Origin of the sequence: Corallococcus praedator (genome assembly GCF_003612125.1) — a bacterium.
Taxonomy (GTDB): domain Bacteria; phylum Myxococcota; class Myxococcia; order Myxococcales; family Myxococcaceae; genus Corallococcus; species Corallococcus praedator.
This window is the reverse complement of sequence record NZ_RAWI01000109.1, coordinates 1-24,926: the sequence shown is the minus strand read 5'-3', so window position 1 is coordinate 24,926 and position 24,926 is coordinate 1. Positions and strand designations below refer to the sequence as shown.

Genomic DNA, 24,926 nt, shown 5'->3' with positions numbered 1-24,926 from the left:
GGGCTGGTCGTGCTGGGGGTGGGGCTCCTGCGCAAGCAGCCGGAGGGCTTCAAGGGCTACCGGCTCCTGCCCATCCTGCTCGTGGGCGCGCTCTTCCTGGACCTGGTGCTGTCGGAAGGCCGGTCCCCGCTGGACGCGGAAGCGCAGGCGGCGGTGGCGCTGCGCAACTTCCACGAAGCCGCCCAGAAGCACGCCACTCCGGAGGCCGTGCCGGTGGAGGCGCGCGTGCTCCAGCCCATCGTCGACGCGCTGGGCACGCCGCCCTACCGGCTGCGCGGTGTCCAGGTGCCCTCCTACGCACTCCAGGTGCGCAGGAATTGCGAAGGCCCCGCCCGTGACGCTTCTGGTACGCGCCCGGGCACGTTGCTGTACTGTGTCGCCTCGGACGGCAAGCAGGCGTGGGTAACGCTGGTCGGGCTGCCCGCCGAGGTGCGCTTTGGTGCGCCCGGTCTCTTCTCCACCCGGGGCGAGCCGCGTTTCAGCGTCGTGCGAGCGCGTTCCCCAGAGGAGAACGACGCGGAGCCGGCCATCGAATTGGAGCTTCCCGAAGTGGATTCGGACGGCGAAGCCGCATCCGATTCGCCTTGAGTCTGGCCCGCTTGCAGAGCAAGCGGCCGGAAATAGGTCCGCGTGCGCGGTTGACCCTGCGGAGCCGCGATCGATAGGCTCCCTGCAAGGACTCTACCCCCACCCAAAGTGACGACCTCTCAACCGAAGCGGCAACCCATCCCGTTCGGGAAGTATCTCCTCCTGGACCGCGTCAACATCGGCGGCATGGCGGAGGTCTGGCGCGGCAAGCAGTTCGGCGCCAGTGGCTTCGAGCGGCTCGTCGCCATCAAACGAATCCTGCCGAACATCGCCGAGGATGAAGAATTCATCTCGATGTTCATCGATGAGGCGAAGATCAGCGTCCAGCTGACCCACGCCAACATCGCGCAGATCTACGAACTGGGGCAGATCGCCAGCAGCTACTTCATTTCGATGGAGTACATCCCCGGCAAGGACATGCGGGCCATCTTCGACCGCTGTCGCAAGAAGGGCGAACCCGCGCCGGTTCCGCTGGTCGCCTTCTGCGTGGCGAAGATGTGCGAGGGCCTGGACTACGCCCACCGCAAGAAGGACGGCATGGGGCGCGAGCTCAACATCGTCCACCGCGACATCTCGCCGCAGAACGTGCTCGTGTCCTTCGAGGGCGAGGTCAAGGTCATCGACTTCGGCATCGCGAAGGCGGCGGGCAAGGCCACCAAGACGCAGGCGGGCATCCTCAAGGGCAAGTTCGGCTACATGAGCCCGGAGCAGATCCGCGGCCTGCCGTTGGATCGGCGCTCGGACGTGTTCGCCATCGGCGTGTGTCTCTACGAGATGCTCACCGGCGAGCGCCTCTTCGTGGGCGACAGCGACTTCAGCGTGCTGGAGAAGGTGCGCAAGGCGGAGGTGCCGTCGCCGTCCACGTACAACCGGCGCATCCCGGAGGCGCTGGAGCGCATCGTGCTCAAGGCGCTCGCGAAGGACGTGGACGAGCGCTACCAGTACGCGAGCGAGCTCGGCGACGACCTGCAGCGCTTCCTGCTGACGAGCGACTCCATCTTCAGCCGCAAGGACCTCATGCAGTACATGAAGTCCACGTTCGCCGAAGAGGTGGAGCGCGAGAAGCAGCGCCTGGCCGAGTACGCGGACATCCGCGCGCCGGACGGCATGCTGGCGGCCATCGAGGCGGGCTACAGCGGCCCGTCGCCGGTGCCCACGCAGAGCATGACGAACCTGCCGGCGGTGCAGCCTTCGTCCGCGCCGGCAGTGGAGCCGGTGTACGCGCCGCCGCAGCCTCGGGCCTCCAGCCCGAACGCGTCGTCGCAGGGACAGGGGGCGCGCCGTTCGCCCACGCTCGCCGCGCTGCCCAAGCTGACCGCCGCGCCCGCCGCGCCCTCGCCCAAGGAGGACGAGGAGCTGGCGACGCAGATGGTGGACCGCGACGCCGTCTTCAACGACGCGCCGGAGCCCACCACCCAGCCCGGCGCCGCCGTTGGCCGCGCCGTGACGCCGCTGGAGTCCCGGGCCGCCGCGCACGAGGAGGATGAGGAAGAGGAGGAGCCCCGCACCCTCCCGCCGTCCTCCTCCGCGTACACCGTGGGGCCGCCGCGCCTGTCGCACAACAACATGCCGGTGCTCAACGCCGCGCCGCCGCGCCCGTCGTTGACCAACGTGCCCACGCTGATGTCGCACGACGCCCCCTCGCCGCGTCCGACGCCGAACCGGGCGGGCGAGGGCCAACTGCCGCGCATCGTCCGGCCGGACTCTCCGCCGGAGCCGATGCCGGCCCCGCAGCGGCCTCCCGCGCCGCCGGTGCTGGGCAATCCGCCGCGTCCGTACCCGCCGAAGGAGGCGCGGTCGAAGGACGTCGTCGAGGAGGACGCGAGCCCCGGTCCGGGTCTGGGCCTGCGCGGTCTGGACAAGCGGTTGCTCTACAGCGCCATCGGTCTGGCCTCGCTGCTCCTGCTGGTGGGCATGGCGGTGGTGTTCAAGCCGAGCAGCCCCTCGCTGGGCTACGTGATGGTGGAGCTCAAGACGCCCGAGGCGAAGTCGTGCGCCCGGGTGACCATCAACACGGGCGTCGCCGAGCCGTTCCCCGACACAGGCTTCATCCTGAAGCAGGTGCCGGTCGGCAACACGCTGGTGGTGGTGTCCTGCTCCGGCTTCGAGCCCTTCAACCAGAACGTGATGGTGGCCGAAGGCACCAGCGCGGCGCCGGTGCGGGCGGTGCTCCAGCGGCAGGCGCGCTCGGTGGTGCTGGTGCTCAAGACGCGGCCTGATGACGCCGAGGTGAAGATCGACGGCAAGGTGGCGCGGGCGCAGGGCGCTCGGGAGTCGGTCATCCGGGACTTCTCCCTCACGTCGGACACTCCGCTCGTGGAGGTGTCGTCCCCGGGCCACCAGCCGTTCGTGCGGAACATGGCCGTGAAGGACGGGGCCCTGGACCTGTCGGCCACGCTGGAGCGCGCCGACCTGGAGGTGGTCATCACCTCCAACCCGCCGGGCGCCGCCATCTACCTGGGCAACAAGGACCTGGGCGTCGTCACGCCGAATCCGGTCCGGGTGCCGCCGGGGACGCGTGAGCTCACGCTGAAGGCGAAGTGCCACTCCGACGAGGACGTGGACGTGGTGTCGTCCACGCCGGGCGCCGTCATCAAGCTGGATGCGACGCTGAAGAAGCAGGCGCGTTGTCGCGATTGAGCGGTCGCGCTTAAGCTTGAATCCTGAGGGTCCTCCCCCCTGATGACCGTGGGGGGAGCGACACCGGAGGGGTTCTCGTGACGAAGGTGCGCAAGGTGAACAAGGCGGATCCGCTGGCGGATCTGCCCCGGTGGGCGCAGCAGTTGGCGCGCAAGTACTACACGAAGACCGTCAGCACCTTCCTGCTGTACGGGGCCGTGCGCGATCTGCAGCCCCTGCAGTTGGAAGACGGCGGGCGCGGCTTCGGCACGCTCAAGACCTTCCTGTCGGAGGAGCTGTTCGGCGGCCGGGACCACGTCCTGTTCTACGACCGCTCGTCGGGCATCCGCTCCGCCACGCCGGAGACGCAGAAGGACCTGGCGCGGGCCATGACGGGCTACGACGCGATGTACGGCACGGACTACGCGAAGGTGATGCCGCGCGATCCGGGCCGTGCGCTCCAGATTCTTGAGAACTTCCTGCGCATGCGCCTGAGCGAGGGCCGCTCGCTGGCGCTCATCATCGACTTCGCGGAGACGCTGGTCCCTGGCGGGGAGATGAGCCACCTGTCCGCGGAGGACCGCTTCGTCGTGGCCACGCTGGACAAGTGGGCGCACGACCCGCAGTTCCTGGCGGGCGACGTGTCGGTGGTGCTGCTGGCGGAGAACCTGGCGGACATGTCGCCGCGCATCAGCCGCAACCCGTACGTGGCGCCCATCGAACTGCCGCTGCCCACGGAGGAGGAGCGCCTGGACTACGTGCGCTCCAAGCTGGACGGCAAGCGGCTCCAGTCGCTGTCGGAGGTGCCGCTCGCGGGCCTGGCGAAGATGACGGCCGGCCTGTCGCGCATCAACCTGGACCGGGTGCTCACGGAGGCGCTGGAGCGGGAGATCCGCATCACGCCGGACCTGCTCAAGGAGAAGAAGAAGGAGCTCATCCAGGCGGAGTGCCACGGCCTCCTGGAGTTCATCGAGCCGGCGCACAACCTGGACGCGGTGGCGGGGCACGCGCACGCCAAGCAGATGCTGCGGCAGGCGGCGTCCGCGCTGAAGAAGGGCCGCATCGAGGTCATGCCCATGGGCTACCTCTTGAGCGGGCCGGTGGGCACGGGCAAGACGTTCATGGTGAGCTGCTTCGCCGGGGAGATTGGCATCCCGGTGGTGAAGTTCCTGAACTTCCGCAGCCAGTGGCAGGGTGTCACCGAAGCCAACCTGGAGAAGATCTTCAACCTGCTGAAGGCCCTGTGGCCGGTGGCGGTGATGGTCGACGAGGCGGACACCTTCCTCGGCAACCGCGATTCCGGTGGCGACTCGGGCACGAGCAGCCGCATCTTCGGCTCCATCGCGGCCTTCATGGGCAACACGCAGTACCGAGGCAAGATTGTCTGGTTCCTGCTGACGGCGCGGCCGGACCTGCTGCCCATCGACCTCAAGCGCCAGGGACGCGCCGAGGAGCACATCGCGCTCTTCTATCCGCAGACGGACGAGGAGCGGAACGAGCTGTTCCAGGTGATGAGCCGCAAGACGGGCGTGTCGGTGGAGGGCGTGGAGTCCTTCGCCACGCTGATTCCGGAGGGCGTGCGCGCCTTCAGCGGCGCGGACATCGAGGCGGTGATGGTGCGCTCGAAGTTCCGCGCCCTGGCGGACAACCGCGACCAGGTGACGAAGGAAGACCTGGCGGCGGTGCTGGCGGACTTCGTGCCGCCCAGCTACCCGCTGGAGATTGAGATGCAGAACCTGGTGGCGGTGCAGGAGTGCACCAGCCGGGCGCTGCTGCCGGAGAACTTCCGCGCGCTGGACCGGGACTACATCAGCCGGCGCGTGCGGGAGCTGAAGATGCTGCTCGAAGAGCAGTGAGTCCATGAGACCGTGCACCGTCGGTGGTGGGTTCAGCCGACGGTGACGGGGACGCCCAGGTGCGGGTCCTGGAGCGTCTCCACCACGGCGATGCGGTCTCCCACGGCGAGCGCGTCATGCAGCACGAGGATGTCCTCGTTCGCGTGGCGGATGCAGCCATGGGACACGTCGCCGCCCAGCAGCGCGGGTGCGCTGGTGCCGTGCAGCTCCTCGCCGCTGCGGTGGCCATCCACCCAGGAGAGGTCCAGCAGCCGCGCGCCGAACACGTGCCGGTCGTTCCACAGCCGCGCGCCCGCGTTCTCCGTGGCCACCTGATCCAGCTTCGCGCGCACGACCTTGAGGCCAGGGTGCGTGGGCGTGGCGGCGGTGCCCACCGCGTTGGGGAAGATGTCCAGGAGCCGTCCTTCCGGGTCGAAGAGGAAGGTGCGGTGTTCGCGCAGGGCAATGACGACGCGCACCGGCTGCCCCGCGTAGAAGGGGGAGGGCAGGGCGCGCGCCTGTCCGCGTGAGCCCTGCGCCGGAGCCAGGGCCTCCAGGGCGCGCAGGGTGACGGCGTCGAGCACGCCGCTCGCGCGAACGCCGGGGAACGCCGCCCCCACCGCGTGCACCTGGAAGTTGCGAAGCGCGCGGGCCGTGTCCGGGCCGTAGCGTCCGTCCGCGCCGCCGTACAGCGCGAAGCCCATGTCCATGAGCGCGCCCTGCACCGCGCGCAGTCCGTCCCCGCGAGAGCCCGGTCCCAGCACGGCCACGCCCGCCGCCACGTCCGCGAGCTGCGGCGAACCGGTGAAGCGCGGGTGCTCAATGGCCACGGTGGGTGTGAGCACGATGCCCGTGGCCGCTGTCGAGTGCGCGGTGTCCGCCGTCGGTATGGGCGTCCCGCCGACCGCCGACGTGCGAGGCGGACCCACCCGCGCATCAAAGCGCGTCAGCGTGTTGCTCCCCGTGAGCGAGGCGAACACGGGCGCGCGGGTGGAGGTCCTCTCCGCTGCGAGCACCGCGCTTCCGGAGACCGTCCTGTCGTCGGGACGTTCGGCTCCACGGGACGGGACGTATCGGAGCGGGGGCACCCCGGGGCGCGGTCCCAGGTCCTCGGGGACGGCCTCTCGTGGGTCGAACGGTTCAGCGGGAAGCGAGGAGGTCTCTCGAAGCAGCGCGGAAGCAATCATGGCCCCGGGCACTGCAAGGCCCCGGCCGGCACTTCACGCCGCGCCCCCGGGGCGAAACGCTCCCGGGGACCTTCCATCACGCACGACCGCTACGGCGCGCTCAGCGACAGCAGCTTGCCGGTGGGAACCGTGCGGTGGTCCTTGATGTGGTTCCACTTCATGATGTCCTCGACGGACACGTTGTAGCGCTGCGCCACCGACCAGAGCGTCTCGCCCTCGACCAGCGTGTGCACCTTACCCTTGGGGCCAGCGGGCGCCTGACCCGCGACCGCGCTGGCCACGACGATGGTGCCGCCGCGCTCCTCCACCTTCGCGGGGGTCGCGCCCTTGGCATCCGGCGGCCACACCGTCAGCAGCGTGCCCAACGACAGCGTGCGGTTGCGGCGGGGCAGGTTGTTCCACTGCTTCATGTCGTCCACCGACACCTGGAAGCGGTTGGCGATGAGCCACAGGCTGTCGCCCTCCTGCACCCCGTACGTCACGCGCGTGCGGCCGTTCACCTTCTCCGTCTTCACCGGCCCCGCGGCCACGGGTCCCTTGGGCGTCCCGGCGGGCACCTCGTCCTCCGGCCGCACCGCCACCACGCCGCTGCGCCGCGCCTGCGCCACCTTCGACGCGATGGCCCCTCCCGCGTCGCCGCTGCCGCCCCGGCCCGACGGCACCGGAATCACCAGCTCCGCGCGCAGCTTCAGCGTCCGCGCGCTCTTCAGCCGGTTCATCTGAAGGATGGCCTCCGGCGCGGTGCCGTACTGCTGGGCAATCTGCGACAGCGTGTCGCCGCGCTTCACCGTGTGCACGCGGAACGTCAGCCGGTCCGCCGGCGAAAGCTTCTGGAAGTTCTCCGCGAAGAGCGTGGAGGTGCCCCGGGGCAGCCGCAGCACGTAGGGCTTCGCGGCCGTCGCCGGAGGCGTGCACCAGCGCTTCAGCTCCGGGTTCAGGTCCTGCACGTCCATCACGCTCACCCCGGCCGAACGCGCGAGCACGTCCAGGTCCGTGGCATCCGTGAGCTTCACCTCGTCGTAGTCCAGCGCCGCCTCGTACTGGAACTCCTCCTGGGAGAAGCCGAACGCCTCCGGGTTCTTCGCCACCAGCGCCGCGGCGATGAGCTTGGGCACGTAGTGCTTCGTCTCCTTCGCGAGGCCCTTCTCCTCCGCCAGCAGCCACCAGTCGTTCGTCCCGTAGCGCTCCACCATCTTGCGCACCCGGTACGAACCCGTGTTGTAGCCCGCCCACGCCAGGTACCAGTGGCCCAGCTCGCCGTAGAGGTCCTTCAGGTACGACGCCGCCGCGTGCGTGGCCTTGATGGGGTCGCGCCGCTCGTCCACCCAGAAATCCTGCTTGAGGCCGTACTGCTTGCCCGTGCTGGAGATGAACTGCCACGGCCCGGCCGCGTGCGCCCACGAATAGGCGTTCGCGGAGAAGCCGCTCTCAATCATCGCCAGGTACACCGTGTCCCGGGGCAGCCCCTTCGACTCCAGGATGGGCTGCATCACCGGCAGGTAGCGCGTGGAGCGCGCCATCCACTTGCGGAACCACTTGCGGCCCGGGCCCTGGAAGAACTGGACGTACTCGGCCACGCGGGGCTGCATGTCCACCGGGATGTCGAAGCGGTCCTTCACCAGCGAAACATCGAAGGTGGACAGGTCCGTGATGCGCGCCAGCGCTGGGGGCGTGTCGTCCTCGCGGAAGGTGGGCTCCTCCAGCGCGTCCAACATCCGCAGCCGCAGCGGGTTCGTCAGGCCCAGCCGCCGCAGCGACTGCATCATCTCCGCGTTCGGCTTCGACTCCGGATCCAACGCGGCGCCTTCCAGCGCGCGCAGCTCCTCCAGCTCCGCGGACTCGGCCTCCACTTCGTCCGTCTCCTCGCCTTCCTCCACGGGGACGGGGGGCACGGCCAGGCTTCCGTCCGCCGTCAGCGAAGGCGCTTCCGAGGAAGGCAGCGCACGCACGCCGGGCGGCGGCACGGGCTTCGGCGCCACCCCCTGCGGGGAGGGGACCGAGGCCAGGGCAAGCAGGAGCAGTGAAAGAGGCGGCATGGGAACGCCAGGCGAGGTCGCCCAGAAGCAGGCGAAGGCCGCAGTATTCGCCAGCTTTCTTGACAGTCAAACAACAAGTCGCACGGTATGCCCTCCGGACGGACGCCCGGTGGGAGCAGGCGACCCTATTTCGCCGGGGGCTCTCCTGCCTGCCCGCTCTTTACAGGTCTTCCATGACCTGGAGCGAGGATGCGGGGCAGGTAGGTGGCGAAGTCGAAGTGCGGCGAGTTCTCCGGGTTGTGGCAGGTGACGCACACCGCCTGCCCGGGCTTGCCCACGATGGTCTCCGGGCTGGGGGCCTCCACGTGCTTTGAACCCGGGCCGTGGCAGCTCTCGCAGCCCACGTCCTCGCGGCCGGCCACCTTGTCCAACCGGCACACGCCGCCGGGCTGCTGCCAGCCGGTGACGTGACAGCCGATGCAGTTGAGGTGGTGCTGCTTGCCCACGGCCTCCAGCGTCTCCCACGCGTGGTGGTGCTTGCTGCCCTGCCACACGGTGGTGGCCTCCGCGTGGCAGTCCGCGCACGCCGCGCTGCCGACGAAGCCCGCCTGTCCCTTCGCGGGCAGGGGGCAGTCCTGGCCGTGCGCCTTCGCCCACTCGAGGTTCAGCTTCCCCACGTCCGCGTCGTAGGCCTTCACCAGCGCCTGCGTGTCCTGCGCCGAGGGCAGGTTCGACTCCAGCGGCAGGAAGCGCAGCGCGAAGCCGTTGACGTCGGTGGCGGGCGCGGGTGGCGCGGTGAGCAGGCCCTGCTTGCGCGCCGCCAGCTCGTCGCGCTTGCCCTGCTTCAGCGCCTTCAGCTTCGGGTCGATGCCCGGCAGGTTGATCTCCTTGTCCAGGAGCGTGATGCGCTGCTCCAGCGCCGTCACTTCCCGGTCCACGTCCCCCTGCGAGCGCTGGAGCGCGAACGGCCCCTTCGCGGCCGCGTACGTCAGGTCCACGCGCAAGAGCGAACGCCCCTTGCTCTGCACCGCCACCACCGGCACGTCGGAGCGCACCAGCCGGTTCTCCTCCGCGGAGAACTCCCCGGCGCTGTGGGTGGCGACCACCAGGTTCGCGGCGAGTCCCGGCAGCGCGGCGGCGGCCTGTGCCGCCTCCAGGGGTTGATCCAACAGGCCCACCACGAAGTCCGCGCCCTGGGCCCGCGCCTGCTGGCTCGCCTGGACGAGCGCTTCTCCAGAGGCCGCGGCCACCACGGCCACCTTGCGCGCGCCGGCGTCCAGCAGCTTCACCCCGCCCGACGCCACCTCCGGCAACCCCAGGCCCCGGCGGAAGTCCGCGCCGCGCGTGTCGTCCAACTCTCCCGTCGCGCGCACCGCGAGCCCCATGGTCCTGAACGCGTCCGCGAGCGCCTTCGCCTTGCGCTCCTCTTGGGGCACCTGATCCGGCTTGAGGTGGGACTCGCCGAAGAGGCTGTTGCCGCCGTCCACGTACAGCACCGGCTGGCCACCCTTGCGCGCCTCCTGCACCTGGAACGCCGCCCGGCCGATGCCGCCGCGCATGTTCTCGCTGCACCCGCAGGGGCCCAGGTAGCCGCGCGTGTCGGCGGAGATGAAGAGGACAGCGCCCGGCGGGGATGCGGCCGGGGCGGGGGCTTGCGGCGCCGAGGAGGCGCCCTCCTGGGGACGCGACTCCTGTCGCCTGCAACCGGAGAGCAGCGCGCCCACGAGCACCGCGAGGACGACCGCGCGCATCACCATCACCTCACCAGAGGATGCTCTGCACCAGCTCGTCGATCTTCTCGCCCATCGCCTCCAGGCCGTTCACCTTGGAGAGCGAGCCATCCGCGCCCACCTGCTCCGCCAGCTTCGACAGCTCGTCGTCCGGCAGGCTGGAGAACAGCACGATGGGGATGTCCTGCGTGCCGTACTCGTTCTTCAGCGTGCGGCAGATGTCCGTGCCCTTCGCTTCGGGCATGTGGATGTCGGTGAGGATGAGGTCCGGCCGCCAGATCTGGAGCGTTTTCTCAAACTCCATGAGCGTGGAGGTGGCCACGACCTCGTAGCCGCGCGCCTCCAGGACGGCCTTCTCCATGGCGAGGGTGATCTCGCTGTCGTCAATCAGGAGGATTCTTCGCTTCTGCTCGGACACGGCGACCTTCCTTGGGGGTCGGTTCTAGCCCACCACCTCCCGGTGCACCAATGCTTTCCCGTCAGGGCCCCGGACCCCGGCTTCCAGGCTTCCGCCGAGGGTGTTTCCGCCCGCCCGGTCGGCCCGGGAGCAAGTCCGTCTTTCACGGGCAACCGGGCCGAAAAGGAGTATGGAGGCGCCCATGAAGCACCGCGCCCCCAGGGCCCTGACGGCCCTCCTTCTCCTCTGGACCGTCCTGGTAGGTCTGCCTGCCGTGGCGCTCAACCCCGGCCTGGGGCAGGTCCCGCAGGACCTCGACCGGCAGTCCCCCCGGGCCACCGCGCAGGGGTTCCTGGACGCGGTGCATCGCGGCGACTACCCCCGGGCCGCCCACCACCTCTACCTGGACTTCCTGCCGGCCTCCGAACAGGCCACGAAGGGGCCCCAGCTGGCGCGCCGGCTGAAGTTCGTCCTGGACCGCGAGCTGTCCATCGACATGTCGGCGCTGTCCAAGACGCCGGAGGCGGATGCCGCCAACGCGCGCTTCGACTCGCTGGGCGCCATCGCGCTCAAGGGCGAGAGCGTGCCCATCCGCCTGCAGCGGGTGACGGTGGACGGCACGCCCACCTGGGTGTTCGCGGAGGCCACCGTGAAGATGGTGGACCCGCTCTTCGATGAATACGGCCCGCTGCTCACGGAGACGCTGCCGTCCTTCTTCTTCGACCGCACGTTCGTGGGCCTGGAGCCGTGGCAGTGGCTGGGCCTGGTGGTGACGCTGCTGGGCGCGTGGATCCTCTCGTACCTCCTTGAAAAGCTGCTGCTGGCCACCGCGCTGCGCGTGGCGCGCTGGACGAACATCAGCTGGGACGACCAGCTGGTCGGCGCGGGCCGGGGTCCCCTGCGGCTGCCGTTCTTCTCCGGCCTGCTGGCGCTGGGCACGTCGTTCCTGCTGCTGCCCCCGAAGCTGCGGCTCTTGAGCGAGCGGGTGAGCTACTCGCTCGTCATCATCGCGGTGGCGTGGTTCATCCTGCGCTTCCTGCGGGTGTCGGAGGCGTTCGTCCAGAGCCGCGTCGCCAGCGAGGCGGGCAACAAGCCCCGCGCGCGCTCGCTGCGCACCCAGCTGGCCGTGCTGCGCGCCGTGTTCGAGGTGGCCACCTACGTCATCGCCGCCGCGTTGCTCCTCATGCAGTTCGAGGTGGTGCGCAACGTCGGCGTGTCGCTGCTCGCCTCCGCCGGTATCGCGGGCCTTGTCATCGGTCTTGCCGCGCAGAAGTCCATCTCCACGCTGCTCGCCGGCATCCAGCTGTCCATCACCCAGCCGGTGAGCATTGGCGACCAGGTGCTGGTGGAGAACGAGTTCGGCACCGTGGAGGAGATCACCCTCACCTACGTGGTGCTGCGCATCTGGGATCAACGCCGGATGGTGATTCCCATCACCCAGTTCCTGGACAAGCCGTTCCAGAACTGGAGCAAGGGCTCCCCGGAGATGATGGGCACCGTCATCCTCCAGGTGGACTACATGGCGGACATCGACGCCTTGCGCGCGGAGCTGGACCGCATCCTGGCCGAGGAAGGCAAGAACCTGTGGGATGGCCGGGTGAAGACGCTGGTCGTCTTCGACGTGATGGACAAGACCCTCACGGTGCGCGCGTTGGTGAGCGCGGCCAGCTCCGACAAACTGGGCGATCTGCGCTTCCTCGTCCGGGAGCGGATGGTCCTCTTCCTGCGCGCCCGGCCCCAGTGGCTGCCCACGGTGCGCAGTGAATCCCGTCCTGCCCTGACTCTGGCCCCCAAGGACACGGAGACGGCGACGGCCGGCGCCCCGGAGCCCCGGGCCTGACGTGAGGGCGCCTGGAAGAACAGGCGCTTGCACGGATGTTCGCCGCGCGTTGAATATGTCGGCCGGCGCGACGTACATCGCGCAAGAGCAATCGCACCCACGCTTGGGGAGTCCAACAGATGAAGCGTCCTGTCACGTTGTGCGGAGCCCTGGCGCTCCTGGCCGTCGCCGCGCCGCTGTCCGCGGGCGCCCAGGAGCGTGACGGTCGCACCGACGGGCCCGAGGAGTCGGAGTACGGCAAGGGCGGCTACGGCGACAACCGCCGGGGCGTGTCGCTCCAGTTCGACTGGGGCGCGGCCATCAACTCCCAGCAGAACCCCGCGGGCGCGCCGGACGGCCCGCCGCTGTTCGTGGGCGCCACCGTCTCCCTCTGGGGGGATGACTGGTACCGCCTGGACGCCAGCGGCGCCTATGTCTTCGACGGCGGCCGGTTCATCGGCAACGTGGGCCCCACCTTCCGCACCTGGGGCTGGCCGGTGTCCTTCACCGCCGGCATCAAGGCGGGCGCCATCGTCATCCCGGAGGGCGAGGGCCTGCGCTTCGCCCTGTCGCCGCAGATTGGCGCAGAGATGCTCCTGGGCCGCCGCGACCGCGTGCTCATGGGCCTGCACTACTCGCCGGACATCCCCATCGGGGGAGGAGGAGTGACGAACCGGTTGTTCATGAACATCGGATACCGGTTCTGACCGCCATGATCGCCCAACTGCTCGCCGCCGCCGTCGCGCTGACCGCCGCCCAGGCGCCCCGCGTCGCCTCGCCTCCCGTGTCCCTGCCGTTCCCCACCGGGGACGTGCAGACCTACAACATCATCAACTGGGACCCGAACCAGCTGCCGCGCATCTACGAGCGGTCGGACCAGCTGCCCCTCACCGACGACGAGCTGACCAAGCTGTCCCAGGCCGGCTTCGAACCCGCGCAGCTCGTGAAGATGATTGAAGAGCGCCGCTGCGCGTGTGACGCGAGCGCGGATGGCCTCATCCGCCTGAAGAAGGCGGGCGTGGACAAGACGGTCATCGCCGCGGTGTCGCGTCAGGGGCTCGCGCCCAACCGCGAGCTGAACCTGCTGGTGACGCTGGACTTCACCGGGGAGAGCCGCACCGCGCGCGAGGCGTTCCTGTACTTCTTCGTGGACGACGGGGACATCACCCGCGTGTTCTCCGCGAACCTCCCGGAGCTGCTCCAGCGCCGCAACACCCATGAGACGATGGTGGACCGCAGCGACATCGTGATTGCCCGCACGGTGCGCCGCATCCAGCTGGCCGGCCGCGTGCCGCTGAAGACCTACGGCGCGCACCGCGTGCTGGTGGCCGCCAGCGCCAGCCCCACGCTCACGCACCCCTCGCAGCTCACCGCGCAGGAGCGCTCGAAGGCGCAGACGTACTCCTTCGACTATCCGCGCAGCTCGCTGCAGAGCCTCTGCCGGCTCACGGCCGGCTACCGCCGCGACGCGGTGCTTGCCTACAAGTGGAACTTCGAAGGCAGCCGCTTCGAATGCGAATGGAACTAGGAGTCAACCCGACCATGAACACCCGCCGCCTGTTGCTGTCCGCCCTCGTCGCCGTCACGCTCGTCGGCTGCGGTGGTCCGCGCGCCTTCACGCGTGGCACCTACGAGGACCCCAACACCATCGAGATGCTGGGGGACCGTTTCAACGAGAACGACCTGCAGCTCATCGCCAAGAAGATGGCCGAGTCGCTGGCCACCTCGCCGCGCTTCGCCCAGCCTCCGCCCCAGGGCTCGCCCCTGCCCATCGTCCTCGTGGGCAAGCTGCGCAACAGCACCAGTGAGCACATCGACATGCGCTCGCTGGGGGACAAGATCCAGACGGCGCTCGCGCAGACGGGCCGCTTCGCGCTGGTGGACCAGCAGGCCCGCCAGGACATCGCGGAGGAGTACGAGTACCAGCAGTCCGGCTACGTGAGCCCTGACGCCGCCAAGGCCCCGGGCCAGCAGGCGTCGGTGGACTTCCTGATGACGGGCGACCTCGCCTCCATCATCCAGGAGGTCGGCCGCGACAAGCTCGTCTATTACAAGATGACGGCGAAGCTGAACGACGTGCGCTCGGGCACCATCGCCTGGACGGATGAGAAGCAGATCCGCAAGAAGTTCGAGAAGCAGGGCGTGAGCTGGTAGTCGCCTCCGTGTCCAACCCGTCCGACATCGCCTCGCGGGCCCCACGCGCTTCCGTCCGCTTGACGGGAGTGCGCTGGGGCCTGCTGTTCATCACCGCCCTGGGCCTGCTGAGCGGCTGCGCCAGCGACTACGTGGCGCGCACCGCGTCCGCGCGCGCGGCGTACCAGTCCTCTGACTATCCACGCGCCCTCCAGGAGCTGGACGGCGAGCAGAAGAACGCCCCCCAGCGCGACCAGCTCCTGCTGCTGCTCGACAAGGGAATGGTCCTGCACGCGGCCGGGCAGTGGGAGGTGAGCACGAAGGTCCTGGCGGAGGCGGACCGGCTCGTGGGGGAGCTGGACATCACCTCCGTGAGCGAGGAGGCCGGGGTGCTGCTCAGCAACGAGCGCCGGCGTGCCTACCGGGGAGAGGACTTCGAGAAGCTGATGATCTCCGTCCTCCAGGCGCTCAACTACGCGCAGCTGGGCCGGGACGAGGACGCGCTCGTGGAGGTCCGCCGCGTCAACGAGCGCATCGAGAAGATGATCACCGACGAGAAGAAGCCGTACGAACAGCTCGCCATCGCCCGCTATCTGGGCGGCGTGCTGTACGAGGACCAGCGGGAATGGGACTCGGCCTTCATCGACTACATGAAGGCGTACGAGCTGGAGCCTCGGCTGGGCGGGCTGGTGGAGCCCCTGCTGCGGCTGGCGAAGAAGACGGGCCGCGATGACGCCTACGCCATGCTGTCCCAGAAGTTCCCGGACGTGGCGCACGATGCGCTGGCGCCGGGGGACGGGCAGCTCGTGGTGGTGGTGGAGGCAGGCCTGTCGCCGGAGAAGATGTCCACGTCGCGCGACTACAACGACTCCGGGGAGCTCATCTCCGTGCCCGTGTACCGCGACCGGGGAGGCACACCGCCGGTGCGCGTGGCGGTGGAGGGCCAGTCGGAGCGGGCGGTGACGGTGACGTCGCTGGCGCGGGTGGCCCAGGTGCACCTGAACGACCGCATCGGCCGCATGCTGGCGAAGCAGCTCGCGGGGGCCGTGGCCAAGGCGGGCGTGGCCGCGGGCGTGGGCGCGCTGGCGAAGAGCAAGGAGCTGGGCGTGCTCACCTTCCTGCTGCTCAACGCCGGCAACCAGCCCGACCTGCGCTCCTGGCTGTCACTGCCAGCGGAGTTCCAGGTGGCGCGCTTCCGGCTTCCTCCGGGAAAACACACCGTCCAGGTGGATGCGCCGGGCCGTCCGACGACCCACTTCGTGGAGGTGAAGCCGGGCCGGGTGTCGGTGCTGGTGGTGCGAAGCTATTGAACGCCGCGATTTGGGGTTAGGGTGCGCGCCCCATGTCGTCGGTCGTGGCCGAAGTCCTTCTCTATTCCTGCATCGTCGTGGTGAGCGCGCTGGCCGGCGCGGCGGTGGTCGTCTTCAACGAGCGCTCCACGCGGCTGGTGACCTTCCTCGCCTTCGCGGCGGGGGTGATGTTCGGCGCGGCCTTCTTCCACATGCTCCCGGAGGCGTACGAGGGCGGCGGGTGGTGGGCCTTCGCGCTCGTCCCGCTGGGCTTCCTCTTCGTGCTGGTGCTGGAGCGCTACCTCGTCGCCCACACCTGTGAAGAGCCGCCGGACTGCGCCGAGCACGTGCACGGCCACGCGCTGGGCCTGAGCGCGTTCCTGGGCCTGTCCACGCACACGCTCTTCGACGGCATCGCGCTGGGCTCCTCCGTGAAGGAGGGCGTGGGCGCCATGGCGCTGCTGGCCATCACCGCGCACAAGATTCCCTCGTCCCTGTCGCTGGCGTCCATCCTCCAGGCGGAGGGCAAGAAGCGCCGCACCATCCTCGCGTACACGGCGCTGTATGGCGCCATGGTGCCCGTGGGGGCGCTGCTGTACTTCGGCTTCGACGCCGTCCTGCGCTTCGAATCGCTGGCGCCCAAGGCGCTGGCCTTCTCCGCGGGCACCTTCCTCTACATCGCCGTGTCGGACCTGCTGCCGCACGTGAACAAGCACGGGCGGGACAAGCCTGGACGCAACCTGGTGGCACTGGCAGCCGGGTTGCTGGTGATGTTCGTGCTGGCGCGCCTCTTCGGGCACACGGAGCACTGACGCACCATGGAACGACGCAAGGAGTGGTACGACCATCCGGAGTACTACGAGGCCATCTTCGGCACGGACACCGTGCGCGAGGCGGACTTCCTCCAGGCGCTGAGCCAGCGCTACGGCACCGGTGGCAAGCAGTGGCTGGAGCCCGCGTGTGGCGCGGGCCGGCTGGTGGAGGAGGCCGCGCGCCGGGGCCTGCGCGTCGCGGGCTATGACTTGTCGGAGGCCATGCTCGCGCACGCGCGCAAGCGCCTCACCCCCGCCGAGCGCCGCCGCGTGAAGCTGTCGCGGGCGCGCATGGAGGACTTCTTCGAGCCCGCGCTGGAAGGCCGCGTGGACCTGGCCCACACGCTGGTCTCCACCTTCCGCTACCTGGACAGCGAGAAGGCCACCGTGGAGCACCTGGTGGGCACCCGGCGGCTGCTCAAGCCGGACGGCATCTACGTGCTGGGCTTCCACCTCACCGACTACGCGCGCTCCGCCCCGGAGCATGAGCGCTGGGTGGGGCAGGTGGGCCCGGACAAGGTCGTGTGCAACACGCACGAGGGCCTTCCGCAGAAGCGCCTGCGCCGCTCGCCCATGCGCAACCGGCTGCGCGTCACCGGCCCTGGCAAGGACTGGCTCATTGAGACGACGTGGTACTTCCGCACGTACGACGAGGCCCAGGTGAAGCGCCTGTTCCGCAAGGCGGGCCTGCGCGTCGCCGCCACGTTCACCTTCGACTACGACCTGGAAGCGCCGGTGGGCCGCGGCAGCAACCGGTTGGACCGGGTCTTCGTCCTCCAGCCGGACGCTTCCGCCACTCCCTGACACGCGCACCGCCCTGACGGACAGGGTGCGGTGTCCTTCGGTGGATGGACGCGCGGGGGCAGGGCGCAGGGCCCGGGAGTCCGGGTGCTAGCGTCCCCGGGATGGAAGCCTCGCCGGTGCGGGAGACGGTGGCGCGCGCGGATGGCCGCGAGGTGCGGCTGCTCCTGGGCTTCGACTTCGCCGGCACCTTCGTCTTCGCGGTGGAGGGCGCCATCGCCGCCATCGCGGGTGGGTTGGATCCGCTGGGCATCCTGGTCCTGTCGTTCACCACGGCGCTGGGCGGCGGCATCCTGCGCGACCTGCTCATCGGCGCCATCCCGCCCAATGCCATCCGTGACCAGCGCTATGCCCTGGTCGCCTTCGCGGGCGGCGCGACGGTGCTCTTGCTCCACCGCTTCGTGACGTCCGTCCCCGCCGCGCTCCTCGTCACGCTGGACGCCGCGGGCCTGTCCCTGTTCGCCATCTCCGGGGCGCGCAAGGCGCTGGACTTCGGCCTGCGCCCGCTCATGGCCATCCTCATGGCCGCCATCACCGGCGCGGGCGGCGGCACCGTGCGCGACCTCTTCCTGGCCCACGTCCCCACCGTGCTGCGCGCGGACATCTACGCCGTGGCGGCGCTGGCCGGGGCGCTCGTCATGGTGGTGGGACAGCGTCTGGGGGGAGCCTCCCGGACCATGGCCTTCGTCGGCGGCGCGGCCTGCTTCGCCCTGCGCGTCATCAGCGTCTGGCGCGGCTGGAACCTGCCGCACCTCGCCACCCTGGGCGCGGGATGAACCCCGCTTCTTCGTTTGTAGAGCAAACAAGCGACGCGTCAGGGACGGGAGCTGACGCGTCTGCGTTCTGTTTGGACGCGTCCGCGTTCTGTCTGGACGCATCCAGGGCAGAGGGCTGCGCGGAACCTCTTGGAATCACGGTGGACACAGCGTTGGCATGACATCCGCATTAGCGTCCTGGCACACGCTGGCAACGGTGTGTACCGCATCCGAAAGCACCCGGAGCGCGGAAGGAGGGGCCGCTCCTTCCGCGCTCTCCATGCTTCATCTCCGATAGAGTCCGCGTCTGTTTTCGGGACGGCTTCGCTGCGGTCTGCGGTGGCGCGGCATCCTCACGGAGGCGAAGGGGATGCGAGACGAGTTGGCGCAGCTCATGGCTGCGCTCAGGGATTCCAGGGACTTCGAGTCTGCTGCGGCGGCGACGCTGCGCCGGATGCTGGCCTCGGCGGAGGCCGCGGTGGCGTCCAGCCGCTACGCGGGTCGGGCCCGGGTCCTGCGCGGCATTGTCCACCTGCGTCCCGGAGAAGCGTACCGCCGTCTGGCGGCGCTGGACGTGGGCGCGAAGGAGACGACGGACGCGGGTGTCGGGACGCCCTTCTTCACCTCCGCCACGGCGTGGCGCGCGGTGGTGGAGCACCGCTGCGCGGTGTCCATCGACGTGAACATCGGCACGGTGCAGCCGCACGCGCCGGACGCGCCCGTGACGGGAGACCCGGGGCTCGCGGGCTTCCACAGCAACGAAAGCAAGCAGCGCTTCCTGGGCCGTCATGCGACGCACGTGTGCGTGCTGCCCCTGCGCACGCCCGCGGGCATGGAGGGCATGATTTCGCTGGAGGCCGAGTGTCTGGCCGCGATGGGCCAGGAGTTCGTCTGGCGCGACGCCGGGGACGTGCTCCAGCTCTTCACGGACGTCGCGGCGCCGTACCTCACCGCGCTGCCGCAGCGGCCGGTGGCCACGCCGGAGGTGGACGAATTCCTGCCCGTGGTGGGCCGCTCCATGGCGGAGCTTCTGCCCATCCTCAAGGTGTTCGCGCTGCAGGATGAGACCATCCTCGTCAGCGGCGCCACGGGCGCGGGCAAGTCGCGGCTGGCGCGCTGGTGCCATGAGCGCTCCAACCGCCGGGGCAAGCCCTTCGAGACGCTGGACCTGGTGACGGTGCCGGAGGACCTCCAGATGGCGGAGCTCTTCGGCTGGAAGAAGGGCGCCTTCACCGGCGCGACGCGCGACGCGCCGGGCGTGGTGGCGCGCTCGGATGGCGGCACGCTGTTCATCGACGAAATCGACAAGCTGTCGCTGAAGGCGCAGGCGGGCCTGCTGCACCTCTTGGAGTCGCGCAGCTACCGGCCGCTGGGCGAGGGCACTGGCGAGAAGCTCGCGGACGTGCGCTTCATCATCGGCACCAACGCGGACCTGCACGCGCAGGTGCGGGCCGGCCGCTTCCGCGAGGACCTGTACTACCGCGTGAACGTGCTGCCGGTGCGCATGCCGCCCCTGCAGGACCGCAACGACGAGATTCCCCTCTGGGCGCGGTACATGGTGAACCGCCGCCACCGCGAGCGGCTGCCGGACGGCTCCGCGCGACTGGCGCCGGAGGCGGAGCACCTGCTGGTGACAAGCTCCTGGCCGGGCAACCTGCGGCAGCTCGACAACATCGTGCGGCGCGCCTACACGCTGGCGATGGTGGAGCACGCCGCGGCCGCGGGCGACCTCGTGTTGCAGGAGAAGCACGTGGCGCGGGCGCTGGACTACGAGCAGGCACCGGGCGGACGTCCGCTGCCGGAGGCCCTGCGCGCCGCCGCGCAGGCGTTCGTGGGCGAGGCACGCCGCCGGGGCGGGCCGCTGGACCTGGACCTCGCGGACGGCTTCCGGGGACTGGTGCTGGGGCTGGCCATCCGGCAGGTGGGCCGCGACGAGGCCTTCCGCCTGCTGGGCCGCGAGAGCCTGGTGAAGAACCGCAACCACCACAAGGCGCTCAAGCGCGAATTGGAGAAGGTGGACGCGCTCTACAAGGCGCTGGGCGAGGACGGCTCGCCGTTCTCCGACCTGCTCGAAGGCGAAGAGGCCGCGTGAGGCGGGCCGCCGCGCCCCGGACGCACCGGGGCGCAGCGCGGGTGACTCACTGCACGGCCTTGCCCAGCGGCTGGTAGTTCTCGTCGCGCAGGCCCACGAGCACGCTGGTGCCGTTGTCCGTCACGCGCAGCTCGCCGTAGCGTGCATTGGCATAGCGGTCCGCGTGGCCCTCCTGGAAGAAGAAGGCCTCCGCGCCCAGGCGCATGCGCGAGTTCCGGAGGCGGAAGCGCAGGCGCAGCTCGTCCGGCGCGAGCGTGGTGCCCGGCGTTTCGTAGCGCACGAACTGGCCCACGCCGTGCTCGTCCAGGCGCAGCACCACGTTGCCATCCTCCTGGGGCCGCTCGTTGCCCTCGCGCCATGTCTGGCTGATGGCGTAGTCGAGCACCATGTAATCGCCCTGGATGAGCGAGCGCGGATCCACCGGCGCCAGCCGCAGCAACACCGGTCGGCCCCGGGCCAGCACGGTCTCCTTCTGCACGACGAGGACGGCCGTGGCGACGAGCACCAGCGCGAGCCCTCCGAAGATGACGGCGCCGCGTTTCATCGGGCCTCCGCGAGCACGGCGGGAGCCCGCCGCTGGAAGAACTGCCGCACGCCCAGCAGCACCAGCCCGCTGCCCACCAGCGCGAGCGCCTTGGCGAGCAGGGTGAGCCGCAGGTCGTAGTAGTAGAACGAACCGAACGTCAGCAGGAACGCCACCGCCAGCCCCAGCATCACGCGGCTGCGGCGGTGGAAGCCGAGCGTCAGCATCAGGCCCGCGACGAGCAGGCCCGGCGTGCTCAGCGTCATCCCCGTGAGCAGCACCAGCGCGAGGACGGCCGGAAGCCAGACGCCCCGGTCCTTGTCCAGGCCCTGCTCGCGCAGCACCTGCCATCCGGTCCACAGCGCGATGGCGGCCAGCGGCACGGTCAGCGCCACGGGTGGCAGGAAGTCACCCCGGAACAGGTAGTGGAAGCCGTCCTGCATGCCGACGAGGTTGCGGAACAGCAGCCAGCCGGGCACCGCGCACGCGAGCGCGAAGGCCATGGGGCCCACGCGGTCACCCAGCGCACCCTTGCGCAGCCGGGGCTCGAAGATGAGCAGGCCGCAGAGGGCCGCCGAGCCCAGCACCACGCACAGGTCCACGCCCATGCCGCTCAGGGCCTTCTCCGCCAGGAAGCCCAGGGACAGGCAGATGCCCAGGGTGGCCAGGAAGTAGAGGACGACGTCGGGGAAGTACGCGAGCATCAGGGCGCCCAGCCCCACCGCCGTGAGCGCGACGGTGACGTCGTTGTTCGTCCACTCCGCCACGGCGAACAGGATGGAGCCCGCGCCCGCCAGGCACGTGGACAGCCCGAGCTGCTCCATGAAGGGCCCCTCCAGCTCTCGCCGCAGGTAGACGGACGCTCCGCACAGCACCACGCCCAACACGAGCAAGACGCCTTCCTCGTCCCACAGGCCGACGCAGGCGAAGAAGCTCATCAGGAAGCCGGCGGACATCCACGCACCCAGGCCGGACAGCGCCTTCACGAACCAGGGCGAGGCATTCATCGTCCGTTGCCGGACCTCCAGCGCCGTGCGGGCGCGTGCCTCCACCTCCGCGTCCACCTGGCCTTCGGCCACCAGCCCCTGGAGGACTTCCCGCATCGAGGGTCGCAGGGCCATGGTCAGGTCTCCTCCGTGACGCCGGTGGCGTGGGACTCGTGGCGCAGCCAGGTCACCGACAGCGCCATCTCACCGATGACCAGCGGGGTCATCACCAGCAGGACGATCTCCTCCGGCATGCTGGCCTTGATGAGGAAGTAGCCCACCGCCGTGGTGACGAGCGTCATCGCGCACAGCGCGCCCACCGTGAGCAGGAACAGCTCGCCATGCAGGTGACGGTGCAGCGCGTAGATGCCGCCCAGCGCGGCGAGCAGCAGCAGCAGCGACAGGCCGGATTCGATGGAGCGGTCGGAGTCGCTGAGGATGAACAGCAGCGCCATGCCGAGCAGCGGCGTCACCGTCATGAGGGACAGCACGCGCGGCAGCCACCGCCCCTGGAGCCAGGGGACCTTGAGGTTGGCGAAGTGCTCGTACGTGGCCCAGGCGAAGCCGTTGAGCGCGCCGAGCAGCAGCGCCAGCAGGCCCTCGCGCGAACCCAGGCCGTCCATGCGCTGGCCCCAGAAGAGGATGACGCCGGTGTTGACGAGCACGAGCTGGAGCAGCCACAGCGGCGTGAAGCGCGCCAGCGCCACCCACGGCAGGATGAGCGCGCCCCAGCCGATGAACAGCTCATACGGATCCGCGCCCGTCTGGTACGTCTGCCCGTACACGGCGAGCAGCGGGCCCACGAGCACCGCGGACGCGAGCAGCGCGAACTGGCCCGCGGGCCGGTCCCCCAGCCGCCACGCACCCACCGCCGTCCCGGTGATGGCCAGGGCGATGAGGCCCAGCTTGGCGAAGCGTCCCAGCTCCGCCCAGTTGTAGGCGAAGAAGTACACCACGCCCGCCAGCACCAGCAGCGAGCCCAGGGCCATCAGGGTCATGGCCACGAACGCGTGCCACGCGGAGCGCGACGGCGAGGCGACGGCCAGGTTCAGCGCGCGCCCGTACGCGTCGGGGCTCAGGATTCGGGCGTCCGCCAGCGCGTGCAAGCGCTCCGGCGTCGCCTCCAGGTCGAGGAAGTCTTTCGTCACGGCGGGGGACTGTAGCCTGTTTGACGGAGGGACCGGGCGGATGGTGCCCGGCCCCTCCAGACACAGTCGGTGCTACGGCGTGACGTCGGTGATTTCGTAGTGGTGGGTCTTTGGATAGATCCACCCGTTGGGGCCGTTGCTGAAGGAGCGCTCGAGCGCGAAGAAATACCGGCCGCTCGTGGTGGCCGTGAACCGTGCCCCTTCTCCATAGGTGGCCAGCTTCGAGCCCTGCTGCATGCCCTGGGGATCCGTCACCGTGGTGCCACAATAAACGGTGGAGGTGGTGCTGGGGGTGGCGTAGGTGGAGTCCTTCAGGAGATACACGTGGCCCGCGACCAGTTCCGCGCCCAGCACGTCGACGTCATTCCTGGAGCCGAAGGTGACGTCCACCTGCGCGGGCACCGTCACGACGGTGGCCTGCGCCGCGACGTCCCCATGGTCATCCGGGCCCGCATCGTTGACCCAACACGTGTATCGGGTGGAATACGTCCGGGGCTCCGCGGGCCGGACGAGCAGGATGAGGTCCCCACCGCCGACGTTCTTGACGGGGAGGTAGGGAATGCCTTCCCCAAAGGGGTAGGTGCCGAAGTTATACGTCCCCAGGGACGTCCCATCCGGACGAATGAGTTCCGTGTTCGGCTCGCTGCTGGCCTCCGTCGCCGAGCATTTGACTTGCAAGATGTGACCTGCGGGAACGGAGAGCCGCCAGGCATCCACATCCATGGCGGACTCCAGGGAGCCCTCGAACCCCGAGCCCGTCTCCGTGACCGGCTGGTTGACGGCCTCGCCCGCGGAGCCGCCCGCATCATCCGCGGCCTCCGTGAACAGGTAGCGGAACTGTCCTGTGTCTCCAGGGCTGGGCGACTGGAGGTCCATCACGGCCAGCCCGTTCGTGGACGCGGTCCAGAAGGCAGTGACCTGCCACCTTTTCTCTTTGATGCCGGTGGAGCGTGCCTCTCCCAGAGGCTCCAGCGTCTTCGCATCCCGCAGTTGAACCACACACCCCGAGAGCGTGACGCCGGGAGGGGCGACGACCTCGCAGACGAAGCGGTAGAGCTGGCCGGCCTTGACGGAGAGTTTCAGGCGGACGGGCTCGGTCGCCGTGAGCTCCACTTCGCCCTGCGCCCCCGGCTGCAGTCCCGGCTCCTCGACCGGGTCCTTGCCACAGGCCCCCAGGGTCAGCGCCACACCCAACAGGACGCCGAGCGCCCAACCGCCTCGGGACTTCAATTCCAAGCTTGTATGCATTCCCGTGATTCCCCAACGCGGTCCGACCGGCCTCGAGCCGCCTTCGTCCGAGTATGCCATGTCTGGCTTTTCGGAGGGCAAACCCTGGCGATGCTCATGCGTGCGACTGTCATTCATTGTCCAGGAAGGCCTTCAGCTCCGGAAGCACGCGATCGGGCCGCTCCAGGTGCGGACTGTGGCCGCAGTCCACGCGCAGCACGCGGGCCTGGGGCATCCTCCGCGCGGCCTCGTCCGCCAGCGCGATGGGCAGGGTCTCCTCGCGCTCGCCCCAGACGAGCAGCACGGGCTGCTTCACTTCACCCAGTCGCTCCAGGCGGTGGAACACCGGGCCCGTGAGCGGCACCAGCGCGTTGAAGGCCTGCGCCGCCTCCGGCCGGCCGCCCCGCACCTCCAGCAACTCGTAGCCCAGCGCCCCCAACCGTTCCCCCAGCGGCGTCGGCGGCGGTGGCAGCATCCGCGCCATCGCCCAAGGGCCCAGGTTGCGGGCCAGCCGCTCCGGCCCCGCGCGGAAGAAGAGGCGCGAGGCGCGCGTCATCTCCGGCCCCAGCCCCATCGCGTCCACCAGCACCAGCCGCTCCACCTTCACCGACCCGCGCAGCGCCAGCTCCAGCGCCACCAGTCCGCCCAGCGAGTGGCCGACCACCGCCACCGGCCCCGACTCCAGCATCCCGAGCGCCTCCTCCACCGGGTCGGTGAAGAACCGCACCGCGTCCTCCGCCGAACGCACGCGCAGCTCCGGGGCGGTGGACTGGCCAAAGCCGGGCAGGTCCAGGGCGAGGACGCGGTGGTGGCGGGCCAGGGCCGTCAGATAGGGGAACCAGTGCGTCGCGGACTGGCCCCGCCCGTGCAGCCACACCACCGTCGAACGAGGCGCCTCCGGGGCGTCCGCCGGGGGGCCCCCCTCCAGGATCCGCACCGCGCCACCCCCGGGCAGCCAGTGGACCTGGGGCAACACGGCGGGGGCCAACTGGGCCAGGAGGGCTGTTTC

General features: G+C 70.0%; 21 protein-coding genes. 12 read left to right on the top strand and 9 right to left on the bottom strand.

Annotation, left to right across the window (positions count from 1 at the left end):
• The 3 genes from D7Y13_RS16490 to D7Y13_RS16480 all read left to right on the top strand — a co-directional run.
• The coding region (locus D7Y13_RS16490; protein ID WP_120630715.1) for a hypothetical protein at positions 1 to 588 on the top strand (588 nt) is incomplete at its 5' end.
• 108 nt (positions 589 to 696) lie between these two features.
• Positions 697 to 3,228, top strand: coding sequence for a serine/threonine-protein kinase (locus D7Y13_RS16485; protein WP_120582837.1), 2,532 nt, complete (start codon positions 697 to 699; stop codon positions 3,226 to 3,228).
• 77 nt (positions 3,229 to 3,305) lie between these two features.
• Entirely contained in the window at positions 3,306 to 5,063 is a 1,758-nt protein-coding gene (locus tag D7Y13_RS16480; RefSeq protein ID WP_120582838.1) for an ATP-binding protein, read from the top strand.
• 32 nt (positions 5,064 to 5,095) lie between these two features.
• On the opposite strand, the gene D7Y13_RS16475 is transcribed toward D7Y13_RS16480, so the two are convergent.
• From D7Y13_RS16475 to D7Y13_RS16460, 4 genes are all read right to left on the bottom strand, one after another.
• The gene (locus D7Y13_RS16475) at positions 5,096 to 6,058 is read right to left on the bottom strand and encodes a L,D-transpeptidase family protein (protein WP_370451642.1); all 963 of its coding nucleotides are present in this window, start codon (positions 6,056 to 6,058) and stop codon (positions 5,096 to 5,098) included.
• 260 nt (positions 6,059 to 6,318) lie between these two features.
• Entirely contained in the window at positions 6,319 to 8,265 is a 1,947-nt protein-coding gene (locus tag D7Y13_RS16470; protein ID WP_120533290.1) for a LysM peptidoglycan-binding domain-containing protein, read from the bottom strand.
• Between the two features lie 125 nt (positions 8,266 to 8,390).
• Positions 8,391 to 9,956 (bottom strand): cytochrome c family protein, encoded by a 1,566-nt coding sequence (locus D7Y13_RS16465; protein ID WP_120582859.1) that lies wholly within the window; start codon positions 9,954 to 9,956, stop codon positions 8,391 to 8,393.
• 10 nt (positions 9,957 to 9,966) lie between these two features.
• Positions 9,967 to 10,353: a response regulator gene (locus D7Y13_RS16460; RefSeq protein WP_120533289.1), complete on the bottom strand. Its 387-nt coding sequence runs from the start codon at positions 10,351 to 10,353 to the stop codon at positions 9,967 to 9,969.
• A 181-nt stretch (positions 10,354 to 10,534) separates the two neighbouring features.
• Here D7Y13_RS16460 and D7Y13_RS16455 point away from each other — a divergent pair, with 181 nt between their 5' ends.
• The 9 genes from D7Y13_RS16455 (at position 10,535) to D7Y13_RS16415 (ending at position 20,033) form a co-directional block, all read left to right on the top strand.
• A complete protein-coding gene (locus D7Y13_RS16455; RefSeq protein ID WP_120582839.1) occupies positions 10,535 to 12,172 on the top strand; it encodes a mechanosensitive ion channel family protein in 1,638 nt (545 codons plus the stop codon).
• Positions 12,173 to 12,291: 119 nt separating this feature from the next.
• On the top strand, positions 12,292 to 12,858 hold the full coding sequence (locus tag D7Y13_RS16450; protein WP_120533288.1) for a hypothetical protein: 567 nt from the start codon (positions 12,292 to 12,294) through the stop codon (positions 12,856 to 12,858).
• A gap of 5 nt (positions 12,859 to 12,863) precedes the next feature.
• Positions 12,864 to 13,679 (top strand): hypothetical protein, encoded by an 816-nt coding sequence (locus D7Y13_RS16445; protein ID WP_120582840.1) that lies wholly within the window; start codon positions 12,864 to 12,866, stop codon positions 13,677 to 13,679.
• A gap of 14 nt (positions 13,680 to 13,693) precedes the next feature.
• Positions 13,694 to 14,305, top strand: coding sequence for a penicillin-binding protein activator LpoB (lpoB, locus tag D7Y13_RS16440; RefSeq protein WP_120582841.1), 612 nt, complete (start codon positions 13,694 to 13,696; stop codon positions 14,303 to 14,305).
• Positions 14,306 to 14,313: 8 nt separating this feature from the next.
• A complete protein-coding gene (locus tag D7Y13_RS16435; RefSeq protein WP_233595377.1) occupies positions 14,314 to 15,594 on the top strand; it encodes a COG3014 family protein in 1,281 nt (426 codons plus the stop codon).
• A gap of 32 nt (positions 15,595 to 15,626) precedes the next feature.
• Positions 15,627 to 16,385 carry a ZIP family metal transporter gene (locus D7Y13_RS16430; RefSeq protein ID WP_120533285.1) on the top strand — a complete coding sequence of 253 codons (759 nt, stop codon included), beginning with the start codon at positions 15,627 to 15,629 and terminating at the stop codon, positions 16,383 to 16,385.
• Between the two features lie 6 nt (positions 16,386 to 16,391).
• On the top strand, positions 16,392 to 17,189 hold the full coding sequence (locus D7Y13_RS16425; protein WP_120582843.1) for a class I SAM-dependent methyltransferase: 798 nt from the start codon (positions 16,392 to 16,394) through the stop codon (positions 17,187 to 17,189).
• 101 nt (positions 17,190 to 17,290) lie between these two features.
• On the top strand, positions 17,291 to 17,962 hold the full coding sequence (locus tag D7Y13_RS16420) for a trimeric intracellular cation channel family protein (protein ID WP_120533283.1): 672 nt from the start codon (positions 17,291 to 17,293) through the stop codon (positions 17,960 to 17,962).
• Between the two features lie 349 nt (positions 17,963 to 18,311).
• On the top strand, positions 18,312 to 20,033 hold the full coding sequence (locus D7Y13_RS16415; RefSeq protein ID WP_120533282.1) for a sigma-54-dependent transcriptional regulator: 1,722 nt from the start codon (positions 18,312 to 18,314) through the stop codon (positions 20,031 to 20,033).
• 46 nt (positions 20,034 to 20,079) lie between these two features.
• Here the strand turns inward: D7Y13_RS16415 and D7Y13_RS16410 are convergent, their stop codons facing one another.
• The 5 genes from D7Y13_RS16410 to D7Y13_RS16390 form a co-directional block, all read right to left on the bottom strand.
• Entirely contained in the window at positions 20,080 to 20,577 is a 498-nt protein-coding gene (locus D7Y13_RS16410; protein ID WP_120582844.1) for a GDYXXLXY domain-containing protein, read from the bottom strand.
• Positions 20,574 to 21,677, bottom strand: a complete 1,104-nt coding sequence (locus D7Y13_RS16405; protein WP_120582845.1) for a DUF4401 domain-containing protein — start codon at positions 21,675 to 21,677, stop codon at positions 20,574 to 20,576. The genes D7Y13_RS16410 and D7Y13_RS16405 overlap by 4 nt, the downstream gene beginning before the upstream one ends.
• 2 nt (positions 21,678 to 21,679) lie before the next feature.
• Complete coding sequence (locus tag D7Y13_RS16400; RefSeq protein ID WP_120582846.1) at positions 21,680 to 22,690, bottom strand: DUF2157 domain-containing protein; 1,011 nt, start codon at positions 22,688 to 22,690, stop codon at positions 21,680 to 21,682.
• 72 nt (positions 22,691 to 22,762) lie between these two features.
• Complete coding sequence (locus tag D7Y13_RS16395) at positions 22,763 to 23,926, bottom strand: hypothetical protein (protein ID WP_147444234.1); 1,164 nt, start codon at positions 23,924 to 23,926, stop codon at positions 22,763 to 22,765.
• A gap of 121 nt (positions 23,927 to 24,047) precedes the next feature.
• Positions 24,048 to 24,926: alpha/beta fold hydrolase (locus D7Y13_RS16390; protein WP_120630714.1), on the bottom strand; the 879-nt coding region annotated here is incomplete at its 5' end.

Coding starts and splice junctions, on each gene's coding strand:
- D7Y13_RS16470 (WP_120533290.1), bottom strand. CDS start 8,265: ATGCCGCCTCTTTCACTGCTCCTGCTTGCCCTGGCCTCGGTCCCCTCC.
- D7Y13_RS16465 (WP_120582859.1), bottom strand. CDS start 9,956: ATGCGCGCGGTCGTCCTCGCGGTGCTCGTGGGCGCGCTGCTCTCCGGT.
- D7Y13_RS16455 (WP_120582839.1), top strand. CDS start 10,535: ATGAAGCACCGCGCCCCCAGGGCCCTGACGGCCCTCCTTCTCCTCTGG.
- D7Y13_RS16450 (WP_120533288.1), top strand. CDS start 12,292: ATGAAGCGTCCTGTCACGTTGTGCGGAGCCCTGGCGCTCCTGGCCGTC.
- D7Y13_RS16445 (WP_120582840.1), top strand. CDS start 12,864: ATGATCGCCCAACTGCTCGCCGCCGCCGTCGCGCTGACCGCCGCCCAG.
- lpoB (WP_120582841.1), top strand. CDS start 13,694: ATGAACACCCGCCGCCTGTTGCTGTCCGCCCTCGTCGCCGTCACGCTC.
- D7Y13_RS16430 (WP_120533285.1), top strand. CDS start 15,627: ATGTCGTCGGTCGTGGCCGAAGTCCTTCTCTATTCCTGCATCGTCGTG.
- D7Y13_RS16425 (WP_120582843.1), top strand. CDS start 16,392: ATGGAACGACGCAAGGAGTGGTACGACCATCCGGAGTACTACGAGGCC.
- D7Y13_RS16420 (WP_120533283.1), top strand. CDS start 17,291: ATGGAAGCCTCGCCGGTGCGGGAGACGGTGGCGCGCGCGGATGGCCGC.
- D7Y13_RS16415 (WP_120533282.1), top strand. CDS start 18,312: ATGCGAGACGAGTTGGCGCAGCTCATGGCTGCGCTCAGGGATTCCAGG.
- D7Y13_RS16410 (WP_120582844.1), bottom strand. CDS start 20,577: ATGAAACGCGGCGCCGTCATCTTCGGAGGGCTCGCGCTGGTGCTCGTC.
- D7Y13_RS16405 (WP_120582845.1), bottom strand. CDS start 21,677: ATGGCCCTGCGACCCTCGATGCGGGAAGTCCTCCAGGGGCTGGTGGCC.